Source organism: Gaetbulibacter sp. M240, assembly GCF_043876815.1.
In the GTDB taxonomy this organism is placed as follows: Bacteria; Bacteroidota; Bacteroidia; order Flavobacteriales; family Flavobacteriaceae; genus Gaetbulibacter_A.
Genome location: NZ_JBAWKA010000001.1, coordinates 478,957 through 497,101 on the forward strand (window position 1 = coordinate 478,957; position 18,145 = coordinate 497,101).

General features: G+C 37.4%; 10 protein-coding genes and 1 tRNA gene. 10 read left to right on the forward strand and 1 reads right to left on the reverse strand.

Annotated features, from left to right (window positions below):
- Nucleotides 1–10 precede the first annotated feature (10 nt).
- The 6 genes from nhaD (at nt 11) to V8G61_RS02150 (ending at nt 4,765) form a co-directional block, all read left to right on the forward strand.
- Nucleotides 11–1,414: a sodium:proton antiporter NhaD gene (gene nhaD, locus V8G61_RS02125; protein WP_394873779.1), complete on the forward strand. Its 1,404-nt coding sequence runs from the start codon at nt 11–13 to the stop codon at nt 1,412–1,414.
- A gap of 52 nt (nt 1,415–1,466) precedes the next feature.
- On the forward strand, nt 1,467–2,168 hold the full coding sequence (locus V8G61_RS02130; RefSeq protein WP_394873780.1) for a MotA/TolQ/ExbB proton channel family protein: 702 nt from the start codon (nt 1,467–1,469) through the stop codon (nt 2,166–2,168).
- A gap of 1 nt (nt 2,169) precedes the next feature.
- Nucleotides 2,170–2,562 (forward strand): ExbD/TolR family protein, encoded by a 393-nt coding sequence (locus V8G61_RS02135; RefSeq protein WP_394873781.1) that lies wholly within the window; start codon nt 2,170–2,172, stop codon nt 2,560–2,562.
- The gene (locus V8G61_RS02140; RefSeq protein ID WP_394873782.1) at nt 2,562–3,407 is read left to right on the forward strand and encodes an energy transducer TonB; all 846 of its coding nucleotides are present in this window, start codon (nt 2,562–2,564) and stop codon (nt 3,405–3,407) included. The genes V8G61_RS02135 and V8G61_RS02140 overlap by 1 nt, the downstream gene beginning before the upstream one ends.
- 3 nt (nt 3,408–3,410) lie before the next feature.
- On the forward strand, nt 3,411–4,628 hold the full coding sequence (locus tag V8G61_RS02145) for a bifunctional folylpolyglutamate synthase/dihydrofolate synthase (RefSeq protein WP_394873783.1): 1,218 nt from the start codon (nt 3,411–3,413) through the stop codon (nt 4,626–4,628).
- Nucleotides 4,629–4,690: 62 nt separating this feature from the next.
- Nucleotides 4,691–4,765: transfer RNA gene (locus tag V8G61_RS02150), tRNA-Val, on the forward strand.
- Nucleotides 4,766–4,932: 167 nt separating this feature from the next.
- Here the strand turns inward: V8G61_RS02150 and V8G61_RS02155 are convergent.
- On the reverse strand, nt 4,933–8,223 hold the full coding sequence (locus V8G61_RS02155) for a glycosyl hydrolase (protein WP_394873784.1): 3,291 nt from the start codon (nt 8,221–8,223) through the stop codon (nt 4,933–4,935).
- 646 nt (nt 8,224–8,869) lie between these two features.
- Here V8G61_RS02155 and V8G61_RS02160 point away from each other — a divergent pair.
- The 4 genes from V8G61_RS02160 to V8G61_RS02175 all read left to right on the forward strand — a co-directional run bounded on the left by V8G61_RS02160 (nt 8,870) and on the right by V8G61_RS02175 (nt 18,138).
- Entirely contained in the window at nt 8,870–11,983 is a 3,114-nt protein-coding gene (locus V8G61_RS02160) for a SusC/RagA family TonB-linked outer membrane protein (protein WP_394873785.1), read from the forward strand.
- Between the two features lie 22 nt (nt 11,984–12,005).
- Complete coding sequence (locus V8G61_RS02165; RefSeq protein WP_394873786.1) at nt 12,006–13,559, forward strand: RagB/SusD family nutrient uptake outer membrane protein; 1,554 nt, start codon at nt 12,006–12,008, stop codon at nt 13,557–13,559.
- A 16-nt stretch (nt 13,560–13,575) separates the two neighbouring features.
- Entirely contained in the window at nt 13,576–14,277 is a 702-nt protein-coding gene (locus tag V8G61_RS02170; protein ID WP_394873787.1) for a hypothetical protein, read from the forward strand.
- Between the two features lie 336 nt (nt 14,278–14,613).
- A complete protein-coding gene (locus tag V8G61_RS02175) occupies nt 14,614–18,138 on the forward strand; it encodes a sulfatase-like hydrolase/transferase (RefSeq protein WP_394873788.1) in 3,525 nt (1,174 codons plus the stop codon).
- The last annotated feature ends 7 nt before the right edge of the window (nt 18,139–18,145 follow it).

Here is an 18,145-nt window from a genome sequence, read left to right on the forward strand (position 1 = left end):
TATTTACAACATGGAAGCTTTACTTATTTTAATATTTGCCTTGGGTTATTTAGCTATAACGCTTGAACACAGTTTAAAAATAGACAAACTAATTCCAGCTCTGGTGATGATGGCCGTTATGTGGGCCCTTATCTCGCTGGGAATCGATGCTTTTCCAAATTGGTTCGATTCAGCGCAGCATAACCTCATGGAAGGTTTTGGTCTGTTGGATCACAGCCGTAAGATGGAACTTATGGAGGAAACCTTATTGCATCATCTTGGTAAAACTTCTGAAATTTTAGTGTTCCTTTTGGGTGCTATGACCATTGTTGAGATTATTGATTATTTTGATGGTTTTTCTACCATTAAGGATTTTGTTCGTACCAAGAGCAAACGAAAAATACTTTGGATATTTTCAATTCTGGCATTTTTCCTATCTGCAATCATTGATAATCTAACAGCGACTATTGTTCTGATCTCTATTCTTCAAAAAATCGTTAAAGACCGTGATGTGCGTATTTGGTATGCTGGCCTGATCATTATAGCGGCCAACGCCGGGGGTGCTTGGTCTCCAATTGGTGACGTTACCACCACAATGTTATGGATTGGTAAAAAAGTATCGACCGGGCATTTGTTTGGATACTTGTTCGTGCCATCTTTGTTATGTATGGTGGTACCGAGTTTTATTGCATCCTTCTTACCCGTTTTCAGGGGGGAACTGGAAATAGAAGAGACTGAAGAAAAGAAAAAGTCGAAATTCAGCAGTACCATGTTGTATTTAGGTTTAGGAGCCATCGTTTTTGTTCCTATCTTTAAAGTTGTTACCCATCTGCCACCTTATGTAGGGATGATGCTCTCTTTGGGGGTTGTTGCTATATTTGCAGAAATATACAGTAATACAAAATTCAGTATGACAGAGTTTTATGCTGACGAAAGTGATGCTCACGCCAGTCACAGTCCCGTGCACCATTCACTGTCTAAAATCGAACTTCCTAGTATCTTATTTTTCTTAGGTATTTTAATGGCGGTTGCAGCATTAGAATCCCTTGGGATCCTGTTTAATTTTGCCGGTTCTTTAGAAGAATATATGCCAATGTTAGGAACAGAAATGCACTACGCAGATGGTTCCCGTGGCGTTTCCGACCTGGTTATTTTATTATTAGGGGTAGGTTCTGCTATTATTGATAATGTACCTTTGGTTGCTGCGAGTTTAGGAATGTTCCATGAACCTATGGATAATGAGTTATGGCATTTTATAGCCTATTCCGCGGGTACAGGTGGTAGTATGCTTATCATCGGTTCAGCTGCAGGAGTCGTAGCCATGGGTATGGAAAAAATAAATTTCTTCTGGTATTTGAAGAAAATCTCATGGTTGGCCCTCATAGGATTCCTGGTAGGTGCCGCAGCCTTTATGGTAACAAGAACTCTTTTTTAATATACTTTAATTTGAAAAGCAACGTTATACACTTGCAATAAACGACCTATATATGCTATATACATTAATACAAACCCCAACAAATGCAGCTCAGGCTATGGCTAATGACGAGTCTGTAGAGAAATCACTATCTATTATTGAACTTATTACCAGTGGCGGCTTAGCCGGACAATTGATCATTGCGATACTTTTCGTTTTACTCATCATTGCCTGTTATATTTATTTTGAACGTTTGTTCGCTATAAAGGCAGCTTCCAAAGTTGATTCGAATTTTATGAATCAAATAAAAGATCATGTCAGCAATGGAAAAATTGAAGCTGCCCAATTATTATGTGTTCAATTGAACACCCCGGTATCCCGATTAATAGGAAAGGGCATTACCAGAATTGGAAAGCCTTTGGCGGATATTAATACCGCTATTGAAAATGCCGGACGACTTGAAATTTACGGTTTAGAAAAAAACATCAGTATTCTGGCAACTATTTCCGGAGCCGCTCCAATGATCGGATTCCTTGGAACTGTAGTTGGAATGATCCTTGCAATTTTTGAATTGGCAAACTCTGGAGGTACGATCCAAATGGATGTGCTTGCCGGCGGTTTGTATACTGCGATGACCACGACGGTTGGAGGATTGATTGTTGGTATCGTAGCCTATATTGCTTACAACCATTTGGTCGTTAGAACCGATAAAGTAGTTTATCAAATGGAAGCCAACTCACTGGAGTTTTTAGATCATTTAAACGAGCCTACTTAATATGAATTTCAGAGGAAGAAATAAAGTAACACCCGAATTCAATATGTCGTCCATGACGGATATTGTGTTCTTATTACTGATCTTTTTTATGATTGCCTCCACACTGGTTACCACCAATGCTATTGATATTGTGTTGCCAAAGGCCAGCGGAAAAACCGAGAATAAAAAATCGGTTTCGGTGAGTATAAAAAAAGATTTAACCTATTATATCGACCAAAAACGCGTTGGAGAAAGTGTTTTAGAAAATGAATTGATGGCTGCGGTATCCGACCAGGCAAAGCCTACCATTATCCTCAGGGCTGAAAAATCAGTGCCTGTAGAAAATGTGGTTAAGGTCATGGATATTGCCAATCGAAATAAAGTGAAAGTTATCTTAGCCGTGCGGCCAAATTAATGAGCTATTTCAACACCAAATATCAAAGAGATTCAGCGAAGCTCACAACGCTAATCGCCATTATTCTTTTACTACTATTATTCGTAGTAGGAACACCTTATATGGATCCGCCTGAAGAATATGGTGTGGCTGTAAATTTTGGTAATAGTAATTTTGGTCAAGGTGATATACAGCCTGAAAAACCTGTGAAATCAGAACCAAAACGTGTTGAAACACCACCTCAAACAGAACAAACAGCAGCAGAGCCTACAAAAACCGCGGAAGCTAAAGAAGAGGTTTTAACGGCTGATAACGTCGAGGAGATTGCTATAAAAAAGCAAAAGGAGGCTGAAGCCAAAGCAAAAGTAATAGCAGACGCAAAGGCAAAAGCGGAGGCGGAAGGTATAGCGAAAGAAAAGCGTGAACAGGAAGAAAAAAAGAAAAAACTGGATGCTTTGATCGGCGGGGTTAGCAGCTCTGAAGGTGCAACAGGAAGTGAAGGCGATGATAATGTTTCCGGTGATAAAGGACAACTCAATGGTGATCCCTATGCCCCAAGTTATTTTGGTGGGGAAGGTACCGGAAGTGGCGGTGTAGGTTATGGTCTTAATGGCCGTGGTCGTGCCACCTATTCAACCTTGAAACAAGATTGTAATGAATCAGGTTTGGTTATTGTGAAAATCACAGTGAATCAGGCAGGTAATGTAGTTGAAGCTATACCCGGCGTTAAAGGCACAACGAATACGGACCCCTGTTTACTAGAGCCTGCAAAAAAAATAGCCTTATCGCATAAATGGCCTGCGGATTCTAATGCGCCGGTAAAACAAATTGGGTTTGTTAAGGTAAACTTCAAATTGGGGCAATAGAACATGACCTATCAGGAAACGCTAACCTGGATGTTTTCTCAGTTACCCATGTACCAACATCAGGGTAAAGTAGCTTATAAAGCAGATCTATCCAATACTACAGCACTTGCAAATCATCTGGGTCACCCGGAAAATAAATTTAAATCCGTTCACGTGGCGGGCACCAATGGTAAGGGGTCTACAAGCCACATGATAGCATCTGTACTTCAAGAAGCGGGTTATAAAGTTGGTTTGTACACGTCGCCTCATTTAAAGGATTTCAGGGAGCGTATCAAGGTAAATGGCGATTCGGTTGATGAGGATTTCGTTGTACAGTTTATTGAAGAAAACAGATCTTTTTTTGAATCACATACCTTATCATTTTTTGAAATGACTGTAGGTATGGCATTTCAATATTTTTCAGAGAAAAATGTTGATATTGCTGTTATTGAGGTTGGCATGGGCGGACGACTTGATTCTACGAATATTATTACACCTGAAGTTTCGGTGATTACCAATATTGGGTTTGATCACATGCAGTTTCTGGGTGATACTCTTGAAAAAATAGCTCAAGAAAAGGGTGGCATTATAAAACCGGGCATTCCTGTAGTTATTGGGGAGACCCAAAGCGAGACAACCCCTACGTTTAAAGCCCTTGCGGAAAAAAATAATGCAGATATAATTTTCGCCGATCAAAAGCCAAAGACTAGCTATGTCTCAGATTTGAAGGGGAGTTATCAGATAAAGAATATAAATACAGCTGTTCAGACCTTGTATTTACTTAGGCAAAAAGATTATACAATTTCGGATAAGGCTCTGGAGTATGGTTTGTCTCATGTGGTCAAGAATACCGGTTTGCTAGGGCGTTGGCAGGTTATTTTAAAGAAGCCTTTAGTTATTTGTGATACGGCGCATAATGAGTCTGGTTTAACCTATGTGATGAAGCAATTACAAACTTTGGAATTTGAAAACCTGCATATCGTACTTGGTGCGGTAAAAGATAAAGACCTCAATTCCATAATAAACTTATTTCCTAGGGAGGCGCAGTATTATTTTTGCAAGCCTGATATTCCAAGAGGATTAAATGCTGAGGTATTAAAGAATAAATTCTTAGAAAAAGGTTTTCACGGAAGTGCATTTCCTTCAGTAGGAGACGCCTATAATGAGGCTCTTAAAAAGGCTTCGGATCGTGATCTGATATTTGTAGGAGGCAGTACTTTTGTAGTGGCTGAAATAATTTAAAATTTTAATAAAAAAGCTTTTGCGGTATTAAAAACTAATTTATATTTGCAATCCAATTTAGAGGGCGCATAGCTCAGTTGGTTCAGAGCACTTGGTTTACACCCAAGGGGTCGGGGGTTCGAATCCCTCTGCGCCCACGAAATCATACTTCTTAACTGAAAAACGTCAAGCTTTAGCTTGACGTTTTTTTATTTGGACTCCTTGAAAAAAGAGTTTCAAAATATATGGATATACCTTTCAGGGATCAATCTATTTTAGATTTGACTAAAAGAAATAATAACCATATTTAATTTCTTAAAAGCTATTAATTTTTTGAATGCTTATTAAACCCCTTAATAACTACAGGCCCAATTAATCCAGAAGGAATTAAAGCTTCTTCGGGCGTGAATTTATCTACCAAAACCCAGGTAGATCTTTCATCTTTGTTTAATCTATTATCCTTTGTCAATTGGTTCCTCCATACATTTACTACTTCAACCTCAATGGTGTTTTCACCATCTTTAATAGCTTTGGTAGCTTTCAATTGATAGGGATATATCCAGGTAGTTCCCAAAGGAATGCCGTTTATTTTAACAGAGGCCATAACACCAACATTTCCAAGGTCAATAAAAAGATCCTCTTGGTTTTGATCTTTTTCAAAATTGAATGATGATTTATAAACAGCTGTACCCGAATAGTATTTTATATTTTCGTCTTCATTCGTGGTCCAATCACTAAGTTCGTGAAAAATAACACTCTCTTTTGGCCCCAAGGATTTATTTAAGAATTCTACTGACCATGTATTTTTAAGTTCTTGAACTACAGTGGTTTCAGGAAAGTTTTGTGTATAATTTGCCTCCTGATTCAATTCTGCATTTGAAAATACAATAAACCAACTCTGAAGTTGTTCGAATTTTATAGGAACTTGGATTCTTCCGTTTTTCTCAGAGAATTCATTTAGCTTACGAATTTCTCCAGTCATGGGATCCCATAATTGAGGCTTCAGTCCTTGAACTCTAAACGAGGGGTTGATACTTACCTCCTCGTCACTTTGATTCGTCAGGAAGTATATTTCCATTTCCGGAAGGCTCCGGTGTGTCCATAAAACGGATTTACTATCTTTAATTTCTACATCTTTTTGGATGTTCAGTTTCGACAAGGTTTTCTCAAGGTCTTGATTTTTTACAATAGTCCCATTTCCATAATTTATAAATTTACTTGAATTCATTCCCCACATCTTACTAGCTAATTGCTTTACCAAACTATCACTTTCAGGATAATTTTGTAAGCTAGGAGATTTAACCGGAGGGTCACCAAATATTTTGCCGCCTTGTTTCACTAAGCTTTCCAATTTTGAAAGTAGTTCAGGCCTCATGGTATTCAAAGGGGGCAAAACCATAAGACCATATGACATCCCGTTAGGTAAAACAAATCGCCCATTTTCAACCTGTAAATTATTCAAAATAACTTCGGCATTGATATAATCGAAGTCATAACCATCAGGTAACTCAGGGTCTCTTACGCCAGTCATTAGAGGAGCGTCTTCACCAATAAAATAACAGACATCAGCTACGTAATTTCCTTGTTGTAAAAGGTGTTGGCAGCGTCGTAGATAATCGAAATAGGCTTTTCCTTTTTTAAACCAAGTATTATGTCGATTAAATTCTGAACTAAACCACGCATTGACACCGGGAACTCTTTTATCATCAGGTTGATGAATATATAGGTGTAATACAAAATGATTAATACCTTCTGTATACGACCAATCACCCCTTTTTTTGAGCATTGCAGGATGTCTGACATATGATCTGTTTGCTGCTGTAAAAGCTTCTGCAGAAACCATGTTTTTACCGTAAATGTGTGCCGCTGAAGATGCTGCTTTGCATTCAATGTCACCCAATGTTCCTTCATTCCAGAATTCACCACTCACCAAATCTGATTGTCCACCGTACATTAAAAATTCTGATGGGAATCCCCAATGACCATAATTTTCTAGCCAAAGTTTAAGATTATCTTCATTACTAGCCTCCTTGAGACCACCTACGTATTCATAGGCAACAGCATCAGCAATCGACCTGCGAAGATCCCAGAGAAATCGATTGGATTCTTCCACACTACCCACAACCCTACCGGAAAACACGGGTAAATATTTCGTAGGGTCATAACCAAATTGAGATTTAAATTTTTTAGCGTAATTATCCGTCCAGTTTTGGGAACCCATTTCATAACTATCTGCTATAACATATTTAAAGGCGCTCTTACTTGAATCAGGAATCCGCTCTAATAAAGCTCCAATGAATTGGTTATAGTGGAATTTAACAAATTCTTTATTTGCTTTGTCAACCTCATAACCCTTTCCTTGCGGGGCAGCAGGCGCGTTCATGGTGCCTGTTGGCGTCATCCCAAAACGCAGTATGGTCCATTGACCCTCAGGAGCATTCCAACGAAGGGTGTCTGAATTATCCATACTATCGCTTAAATCTAAAACGTTATTGGTGTCTATTTTGTAATTTTCATTTTTAAGAGATTCTTGTTTTTCCCAGGAATAGGTATCCCATGAAGGAAATGGAGTAGGGTGCATTTTCCCTAAACTTTTCTGCGCATAGAACGCAAGCCCAGACCCCTCAGAAATTTGGATTTCTGCAATATCCCAGAACGATTTTTTAGATTTTTCATCGGCCTGAAGGTTATAAAAATCTGAACTTAATTTAAATTCTAACCTAAAATGATTGGCGTTTGTTTCAGGCAAATCTATTAGTATTGGTGCATATTTATCAGGACCCACATTAGGATCCAGTTTACTTCGGTTAATTGAAAATGATTTTAAAAATTTAAAGATGCTATCTTTTTTTGCAAAAACGCTGCATTCTACCTCAAAGGGTTTTTTACCTGGAATAATTTTCAAACTTTGAGCATTTATATTTTTATCAGAAATAAAATCGATCTGATAATTTTGATTACCTGTAAAAAATGAAGCTAAAGTTGTTGTGTCTCGATCTATGATATTATTTACGCTTTTGATACTTGGTTTGGTTGAAACGACAGTGTTGTCTGAACTTAAGAAGTTTTTTTCAGATGAAATCGATGGGAATGCTAACACGTAAGTATCCTGAAAATTTTTAGTTGGCTTTTCGAGTTTAATATTGATATTTTCTCCGCCACTTACCTGGGTCTCAGAATAGGTTAAATAGCGCATGGCCATTTCCGGTTTTATCCATGGCCCTCCGGATTGACTCCAACCTGGACAGTTAAAAACCCCGATGTCGACCCCAACGCGTTTTCCTTCATTAACTGCATGAACCATAAGATTCCACCAAGCCTCACTTAACATGGGTACTTTTCCGTCCTTTTCTTTTGGATTTATATTTCCTATTAAGGCGCCACCAATACCAGCTGCTCTCATGGCTTCCAAATCTTTTGTGATACCTTCTTTTGAAACATCATCTCCTATCCAATACCAATAACACCAGAGGGTATTATCTGGATTTGGAGTAATAAAACCAGATTGAATGTCAGAGAATGTAACCTGAGTTTTTTGATCAGTGCATCCAAGATTTAAAATAATATTTAGAGCGATTAAGGCTGTAGTGATATTTTTAAGAGATAAATTTCCCATTAGTTCTCGAATTAGAGGTTTTAAATTGTTAAGCTGGAACTTTGAATGACGTGTAATTTTATTGATCATCAGTGTTTAAATATTAAAAAACAGCCTGTATTTATGATAGCTTCAAATTGAAAAAGTGCTAACATGATAGTACAGGACAATTTTTCAAAATTGGTCAAATAACTTTGAACGATGTTTAGGAAAGAAGGAGTTAAAAAAGCCTAAACTAACTTAATTGGAAATCGAAGGTATAATATTTACCGGAGATTTTAAAATTTTTTTGAGGTTGCTTCATAAAGGAAAAGCCTCGCAATTCTTCTATGCTATTAATTGAAATTTTGGAATTAAATTTCGAATCGGCTACCAAATTATTTTCCGGTAAATTTTAAAAGTTTTTTCGACGTAAGTTGTAGGTTATAATGCTGAAATATTTCAGAATAATAATTTTTAACCAATCCTTGGAATTAGCTTAAAAAGACTTATTAATCGGCGCCAATTCAACATTAAAATATGAAAATTAAATGAAGCAATTTGAAAAATGTGGACGCACACACAGTATAGTACAGGATACTCAATCAATATGTAATTTGTAAAATTGTTCCGTAACTAGGTAAGGTCATTGATCTTTAAAATTTACCAACTAATAAAACTAACTTTTATGTTAACATTATTCGACCAAATGAAAAAAAAGTATTTAAAGAGAGTGTCGCTCTCAAGTTTATTTTCGTTGCTTGTCTTTGTTTTTTTCAGTTTTGGGATTTCTCATTTAGAGGCTCAAAATAAAATTACAGGGAAAGTAACAAGTACAGACGGAATGCCTCTGCCAGGCGTAAATGTAGTTCAAATGGGTACAGGCAACGGAGCAGTTACCGATTTTGATGGTAATTATGAAATTACATTGCTCTCTGGAAAGAGGACTTTGATCTTTTCATATGTTGGGTATTTAACCAAAGAGGTGGCTATAGGGTCTAAGGACCTCGTGAACACTTCCCTTCAGGAAGATGTTGCAGCTTTAGACGAAGTTGTGGTTATTGGTTATGCTCCTGTAAGCAGAGAAAAGGTTCTTGGAGCTCTAACAACTTTGAAATCGGAATCTCTGGAAGAAGCAACACCAGTTAATGCCTTTGATGCGGCACAAGGAAAAGTTGCCGGGGTTCAAATATTATCGAATGGCGGTCCTGGAGAAGGGTTTGACGTTCGTATTCGGGGTGTATCTACATTCGGTGGTGCCGGAACCAGTCCCTTGTTTGTTGTGGATGGGCAACAATTAGACGATATCGATAACCTGAATCCAGATGATATTGCGTCGTTTGAGGTGATTAAGGATGGTGCTACAGCAGCAGTTTATGGAGCCCAAGCAGCTAATGGTGTAGTTTTGATTACAACTAAAAAAGGAAAAGCAGGTCAATTAAGGGTGAATATCAGTACTGTAACAGGTTACAGTCAGTTAGTTGGCGATATTCGTGTTTCAAACACGCGTCAAAGAGAATTATATGACAGGTTAAAAGTAAATGGAAGCTCCGCTGGTGCGAACTCTATAGAACGTGATACGCTGAGCTTATTAAGAACAAATTCTTTTGACCTGCAGGATTTAGTAACACGACCGGCCGTAAGGCAACAAACCAATATTGGTGTTGTGGGTGGTACTGAAAAGATAAAGTTCTATTGGAATAGTGGTTATATGAATGAGCAAGGAGTTGCCATAGGAAGTGACTTCAAAAGGTTAACTACAGCATTGAAAGTGGATGTTAACTTCTCCGAAAAGCTTCAAGTAGGATCAAAAATAAACCTTACTTATGACGACCAAAATGGTTTAAATGAAAGCCAGGTATTTCAACAAATTGTTGAGCGTATTCCTTATTATCCGGTTTTTGAGCCGGACGGAAGTTATTCTCCGGAATTTGGAGGACGAGCGAATCCTATTGCGCAGACCTTGCGTACTATTAAATCCAGGAACTATCGTGGACAAATATTCAACTACGCACAATTGGAGTTCTTACCTAATCTGACTATTAAATCAACATTGGGTATTAATTACAGGTTTAGAAAAATCAACCTTTTTGATCCAATTATAGTGTCAAGGCCGAATAACCCTGTGCCTACTGGTAGAGAAACCTTTGTTAATGCATACAATATTCAGCAAGAAAATTTCTTGAACTATAAAAATAGTTGGGGCAAACATAATTTAGGTGCTTTTGCAGGAATGCAAATACAAAAAAATTACTCAGAATTATTTAATATATCCGCTGATTTTAATAATGATTATGTTCAAACGTTCGGAAATGCGGATCCTTTAAGAGTAAGTATTCTTCCAAACACAGGTAATAGTGCAAACTCTTTGTTCTCATTATTTGCAGGGTTTAATTATGATTTTAAAAATAAATATTTAATATCAGGTACAATCCGTCGTGATGGGTCTTCAAGATTTGGAGCTACCAACAAATACGGAAATTTCCCTTCTTTAAGTTTAGGTTGGAAAGTGAGCAAGGAATCGTTTATGAAGAAAATTAAACCTATAAACAATCTAATGCTCCGAGCTAGTTATGGAGTCGTTGGTAATGACCGGATCTCTGATTATGAATTTACAGGAGCTTATTCTGCAGGTTATATTTATAACGGTCAAGGTGGAATCGTTCCTACACGTCTAGGAAATGATGAATTGAAATGGGAGCAAACCACCTCAACCAATTTAGGTATGAGTTTAGGTATGTTCCGAAACAGATTCACGGTAGATGTGGATATTTGGAAGAAAGAAACCACCGATCTTTTAGCTTTTGTGCCACTTCCTGAAGAATCCGGATTTGCTCAAATTCGAAGAAACGTAGGAGCTATTGATAATAAAGGGATCGATTTGGCCTTTGGTGGTACACCTATAAAGACCAAAGATTTTAGTTGGAACACAACATTTAATATTTCCTTCCAGAAGAATAAAGTAACCAAATTAGATGGAGGTACTCCTTTTGATTCGGGATTCTACAGAATTGAAGAGGGGCAACCGATAGGAAACATTTTTGGATTTGAAAATTTAGGTGTTTTCCAATATGATGAATCTAATGCTTACACAGATAACGGGACCCAATTAACGCCTAATTTCGATCAGGATGGTAATTTCGTAAACTACACTTTAGATGGCTCTGAGTATACAGGAACAGTGAACCAAATGAGAGTAGGAAATACCATCTTACAAGGTGGAGACATCATGTGGGAGGATATTGATGGCGACTTCCAAATTTCCTCGGAAGACAGACAAATAATTGGTAATGGTTTGCCATCTTATTTTGGAGGTTTCTCAAATGAGTTTAAGTTCAAAAGCTTTAGTGTAGCCTTTTTGTTCGATTATAGTTTCGGACAGGATATTTACCGACGTTGGGATGAGGCCCGAAACGATTTGAATTCAAATGGTGAAACTCCAGGTCCTGATCGTATTGAAAATGCTTGGGTAGAACAAGGCGATGTTACCGTATATCCAAGATTAAACAGGGTGTCTCAAAACCGGTTTGCACCTAACAGCTTTTTTGTAACTAAAGGCGATTACATTAAATTACGTTACGTCAGGTTCAATTATGATTTACCAAAATCTGTTCTTGATAAACTGAAATTTGTTAATGCGTTATCCATTAATTTAGCTGTAAATAACGTGCTTACCTGGACAGATTATATCGGATTCAATCCTGAACTTGGTAATAGAGGAAACCCTTTAAATCCTGGAATAGATGGATTGCGATATCCAAATGATCGTGAAATTATACTTGGATTGAAACTCCAGTTGTAGTAAAAAAATAAACAAGAAAGATATGAGACAATATAAATTTAATAAGAATATCCAGCTAGGTGTTTTAATATTCACCATTTTAGCCATCTGCTTCTCGTGCCAGAATATTTTAGATGAACAACCACAAAGTGAAATTGGTCCTAAAGATTTTTGGAAGAATAATACGGATGCAGAATCAGGAATTATTGGGATGTATGATGCCATGCAACCAGCCTATCGAGTTGCACACTTTTTATGGGGTGAATTTCGATCTGATAGTTATAAATTAGCCCAGGATGGTGCGCCAATTGATTACAAAGAGCTTGTTTTACAGAATATAACAAGTGGTAACAGAGAAACATTAAAATGGGACAATTTATACGAATTGATAAATCGTGCAAATACCGCTATCAAATATATTCCTCAGATTACAGCTTATAATGAAAGCCTTTTGGCTGAGGCGCATGCGGCAAGAGCTTTCGCTTACTTTGATGCCATCAGAGTTTGGGGTTCCGTTCCATTATTCACCGAACCAACAGAATCTGTTGCGGATTTACAGAAATCAAGAACGCCCGGTGACCAGATTTTAAATGAGGTTATCATACCGGACATGTTGAAAGCGGAATCAATTATTGGTCCCCCAACAAGTGACTTTAGATTTTCAAAATCTAGCATATTATGTTTGCAAGCTGAAGTTTATATGTGGATGAAGGACTATCCTAAAGCCAAAGAAGCCATAGAAAAAATGATAGCTCTTGGAGGGCATAGTTTAGTGACTTCCGTTCAGGCGTGGCAAGATCTTTTTTCTAATACACCACAAACAGCGGATACCCCAGATGGAAGAGGAAAAATTCAAACTGGACCGGAACTTATATTTTCCATCCGTTTTGATTTAGCTGAAGATGAAGACAATCCGGGACAAAGATTAGCGAACAGATCAGGTGTTTATAGATTATTCTATGCAGGGATTCCGAGTTTTTATATTTCTGATTCTTTGAATGTTAAATGGACGAGAAGATTCCCTACAGAACAGGCGGAATGGGATGCCAAATATCCTGGAGTACAGCCCGCAGTTACAACCTCAACAGGTCCGCTTTACGGAGACTGGCGTTATTTTGCAAGTCGCCAAGGTCGATTTGACGGTTTTGAGGGAAATGCTTTAGTAGCCAAATGGAATTATGATAATTTTAGTCCGGTTCAGGATGATACAGATATTGTTCTTTACCGATATGCCGGCATGTTGTTAATGCTAGCTGAAGCAGAAAACCAGTTAAATGCAGATGGGATCAGGGCTCTGGAAATTTTAAACCAACTGCGCTCTGCCCGTTTACTTCCTCAAGTAACTATGGCCGAGTTCGGTCTTACTCAGGAAGATCGGGAAAACTATCTTTTAGATGAAAGACAATTTGAATTGTTAGGTGAAGGTAAAAGATGGTGGGATTTACGAAGAACTGATAAGGCAATAGAAATTTTGAACCCGATATTAAGTGAAATACCTGAAGCTTCTATATTAACCGAAGACAGGTTATTATTTCCGATATACTTTGAACATTTAGATGAAAATCCAAATTTATTACCGCAAAATACCGGTTATTAATTTAAAAAATATAATTATGAATATTAAAGTTTTAAAATTCTCCGCAATTATAGTTCTGATACTTTCTGTATCATCTTGCGATGTCGGATTACAAGAGCAATTTGATTTCCAACCGGAGGCCGTTGAAAAAGTTCCTTTTGAAAATATTACAGCCTGGGAATTCATACAATCCAGAACCCCTCCATTACTGGCTAATGGTAGGTATGATGCTTTAGAGTTTAATTATTTTGAAGCGGCTATCAGAAAGGCAGATATGGTAAACGAGTATAATCAAGTGGCAACAACGGATAGAACGTATCTTATGTTAGATAACCGAGCCTTTACAGGTAATGGGAATATCATTCAGATTGTTACGGGATCATCTTCAGTTCCTGCAGGTCAAACCGCTGATGAAACTATGGATCGGGTAGATACTCCAGCGAAACTTGAGAAATTAAGAACGCTGCTGCGTTACCATATTGTTGCTTCTTATGTTCTGCAAGTTCCAACCTTGTTTCAAAGTGAAACAGATTATTTATTTCAGACCCTCATTCCCGGTGATGATGGCCTTATCGCATTCAGAAGAGATGTTATTTATCGCATAACTGTAAATGCACCTGGAGCACCATTGCCAACCACAGCAACAAGCTGGTGGGAACAGGTTTGGGCCCATAATTACCAATTCAATAATGGTATTGGTCATGTACTTAGAGATCCCGTAAGAAATAAACCATATTAAAATACTAAAAATATAATACCTTTTGTAATTATTTATATTAGTATTAATTATTCAGAAAAGAACTCCTCTTGAATTATCAAGAGGAGTTCTTTATTTTAAACTGATGTTTTAAGGATAACTGTAACGTCCTGAAAACACACAGTTTAATTATCAGGAATTTCTATTGAAATAAATATGCCGATTTCTGAAAGCTTTTAAGGCCTTTTTTATCATTAAAATTCTAAAGATCGGCATTTTAATAATCAGGATAGAACAGGATACTACTTGCTATCTAATGTGGTATTTTTAGCTACATTTAATTTTAAATAACCTTTTTATTTATACAACCCCATTTTTATGAAATATAGTAGAATTTTATTAATTCTTGTAAGCGTCTTCTTTTGTTTGAATAGTGCTCAGGCACAACAAAAAAATCAAGAAAAAAGGCCTAATATTATATTCATACTCACCGATGACCAACGTTTTGATGCTATTGGATATGCTGGGAATAAATTTGTTGACACACCGGAGATGGATAACCTTGCCAAGTCCGGAACCTATTTTAACAACACTATAGTGACCACACCAATTTGCGCGGCAAGTAGAGCCAGCATTTTAACAGGATTACATGAAAGATCTCATAATTTTAATTTCCAAACAGGTAATATTCGGGAAGAATATATGGTTAATTCTTACCCTGCTTTGCTCAAAAACCATGGATATTTTACCGGTTTTTTTGGTAAATATGGTGTTCTTTATGATCATCTTGATAAACAGTTTGACGTTTACGAGTCCTACGACAGGAACAATAATTTTAAAGACCGACGAGGGTATTTTTATAAAACTCTTGAAAAAGATACGGTTCATTTAACTCGTTATACCGGGCAAAAAGCACTGGATTTTATTGATGCCGTGTCTGGAAAGGATAAACCATTTTGTTTGTCTTTAAGTTTTAGTGCGCCTCATGCCCATGATAGAGCTCCGGATCAATATTTTTGGCAACAGGAAACAGACCAACTACTTCAAAACACCACCATACCAGAGCCTGCATTAAATGAAGATAAGTATTTCGATGCCTTGCCTGAAAATGTAAGAACAGGTTTTAACCGATTGCGATGGACGTGGAGATATGATACTCCAGAAAAATATCAACATAGTCTAAAGGGCTATTATCGTATGATTTCCGGTATTGATAGGGAAATTAAAAAGATCCGTGAAAAATTAAAAGAACAGGGATTGGATGATAATACGGTAATCATCCTGATGGGTGATAATGGCTACTTTCTGGGCGAGCGGCAATTGGCCGGCAAATGGTTGATGTACGACAACTCTATTCGGGTTCCATTAATCGTATACGACCCTAGAGTCAAAAAGCATCAAGACATTAATGACATGGCACTAAATGTTGATGTGCCTTCCACCATTGTAGATTTGGCTGGGATTCAAGCACCGGATTCATGGCAGGGGAAAAGCCTGATGCCGATCGTTAAAAAGGAAACGAATTCTCTGGAAAGAGATACGATACTTGTTGAGCACCTTTGGGATTTTAATAACATTCCTCCAAGTGAAGGAGTGAGAACTGAGGAATGGAAGTATTTCAGATATGTGAATGATAATACAGTCGAAGAGCTTTACAATCTTAAAAATGATCCTTTAGAAACTAAGAATTTAATTGGAAAGAAAAAGTATCAGGAGGTCGCCAAAAAATTGCGAAACAAACTTGATGAACTGATTCAGATAAATAGTAACAAATACAGAAAGCCACCATTTGATCTAACCGTTGAATTAATAAGAGATCCTAGTGAAGGGGTTGCTATTTTAGACACCAAACCAGAATTTGGTTGGACGGTTCCGACGCTGGCAAAATACCAGTCAGGCTATCAAATTTTAGTTTCTTCTTCACTGGAGATCATTAAAAATAATAACGGTGACATTTGGGATAGCGGACGTGTGGGTTCTTCAGAGTCTACAAATGTGGAATACAAGGGGCCTAAACTAGAGGCTGGTAAAACCTACTATTGGAAAGTTAGAATTTGGGATGATGAAAACCGATTGGTTGATTATTCTAAGCCACAAAAATTTATGGTAGGGAATCCCGATAGTTATATTCAGTCTACTGAAAATAAGTTTGAAACAGATACTATAAAGCCTTTGAAGTTTGAACGAAATGACGGTATTTATTTTTTAGATTTTGGAAAAGCTGCTTTTGCAACAATGGAGTTTAATTATAATGCTGAAACAACGCATACGCTCACAATAAGAGTAGGTGAAATGTTGGAGGATGGGAAAATAAACAGAACGCCACCAGCTAAAAGTAATATTAGATATCAGGAACTTAAAGTAGAGGTGAAGCCGGGCCTCAACCGTTATCGCATTCCAATTAAAGCAGATGAAAGAAATACCATGCCGAACAAAGCTGTTGCCTTGCCGGAAGGATTTCCAATATTGATGCCATTTAGGTATGCTGAGATTGAAGGTGCAAAGTCTCCTATTTCGGCTGATGATTTTGAGCAATTGGCCTATCACACTTTTTGGAATAATAACAGCAGTCAGTTTGAAAGCGATGATGATATTTTAAATCAGGTTTGGGATTTATGTAAATATTCTATAAAGGCCACAACCTTCAATAGATTTTATGTTGATGGAGATCGAGAGCGTATTCCTTATGAGGCGGATGCTTATATAAACCAGCTTAGTCATTATAATACAGATCGGGAATATGCTATGGCAAGAAGAACCATAGAATATTTTATGAAACATCCTACCTGGCCAACAGAATGGCAACAGCATGTGGCTTTATTGATTTATGAAGATTACATGTATACCGGAAATACGGAACTTATTGAGCGCTATTACGAGGCTTTAAAACATAAATCACTTTATGAATTGTCTAATCCTGATGGTTTAATCACGGCGGAAAAGGTAACTCCCGAGTTTATGTACAAACTTGGCTTTGAAGAGGGTTACAAAAAACCCTTAACAGATATAGTTGACTGGCCTTCAGCTAATTTTAATGGCAGCAAAACTAAGGGTGAGCGTGATGGTTTTGTTTTTAAGCCCTACAACACTGTAGTCAATGCTTTTTTCTATGAAAACATGAGAATTATGGCTGAGTTTGCACACGTTTTGGGAAAAACTGATGAGGTCCTCGATTTTAATTTTAGAGCTGCTAAAGCTAAAAAAGCTTTGAATGAGCTCATGTTTGATAAAGAGCGTGGGATTTATGTTGACGGAATAGGAACAGAGCACGCTTCTTTACATGCCAACATGATGCCATTAGCATTTGGTTTAGTGCCTGAAGACCGCTTGGACTCGGTATTAAAATTCGTTAAATCTCGAGGTATGGCCTGCAGTGTTTATGGGGCACAATTTTTAATGGATGGCTTATATCGTGCTGGCGAGGAAAATTATGCTTTGAAGTTATTAACAAGTAAATCAGATCGCAGTTGGTATAATATGATCGCTGTTGGTTCCACAATCACTTTAGAAGCCTGGGATACAAAATATAAAAATAATTTAGATTGGAATCATGCTTGGGGAGCTGCACCGGCTAATATTATTCCAAGAGGTTTATGGGGTATAAAGCCCAAGACCCCGGGTTTTGGTATAGCCACAATTAAACCCCAAATGGGTGAATTAAAATCTAGTGAAATTGTGGTACCCACAGTACGTGGTATGATAAAGGGCAATTATTCCTACAACGGACCTCGACTACAAACATTCGTTATTGAAATACCTGGAAATATGGAAGGAGAGTTTAATATTGATCTCAAGAATCGTATGGATTTAATTCATAATGGACAGAAGGTTTCTCCTTTTTATAATGTCATTCAATTAGGTCCGGGAGAGCACACCATTCAACTAAAAATAAACTCCTTCTAAAAAAAAT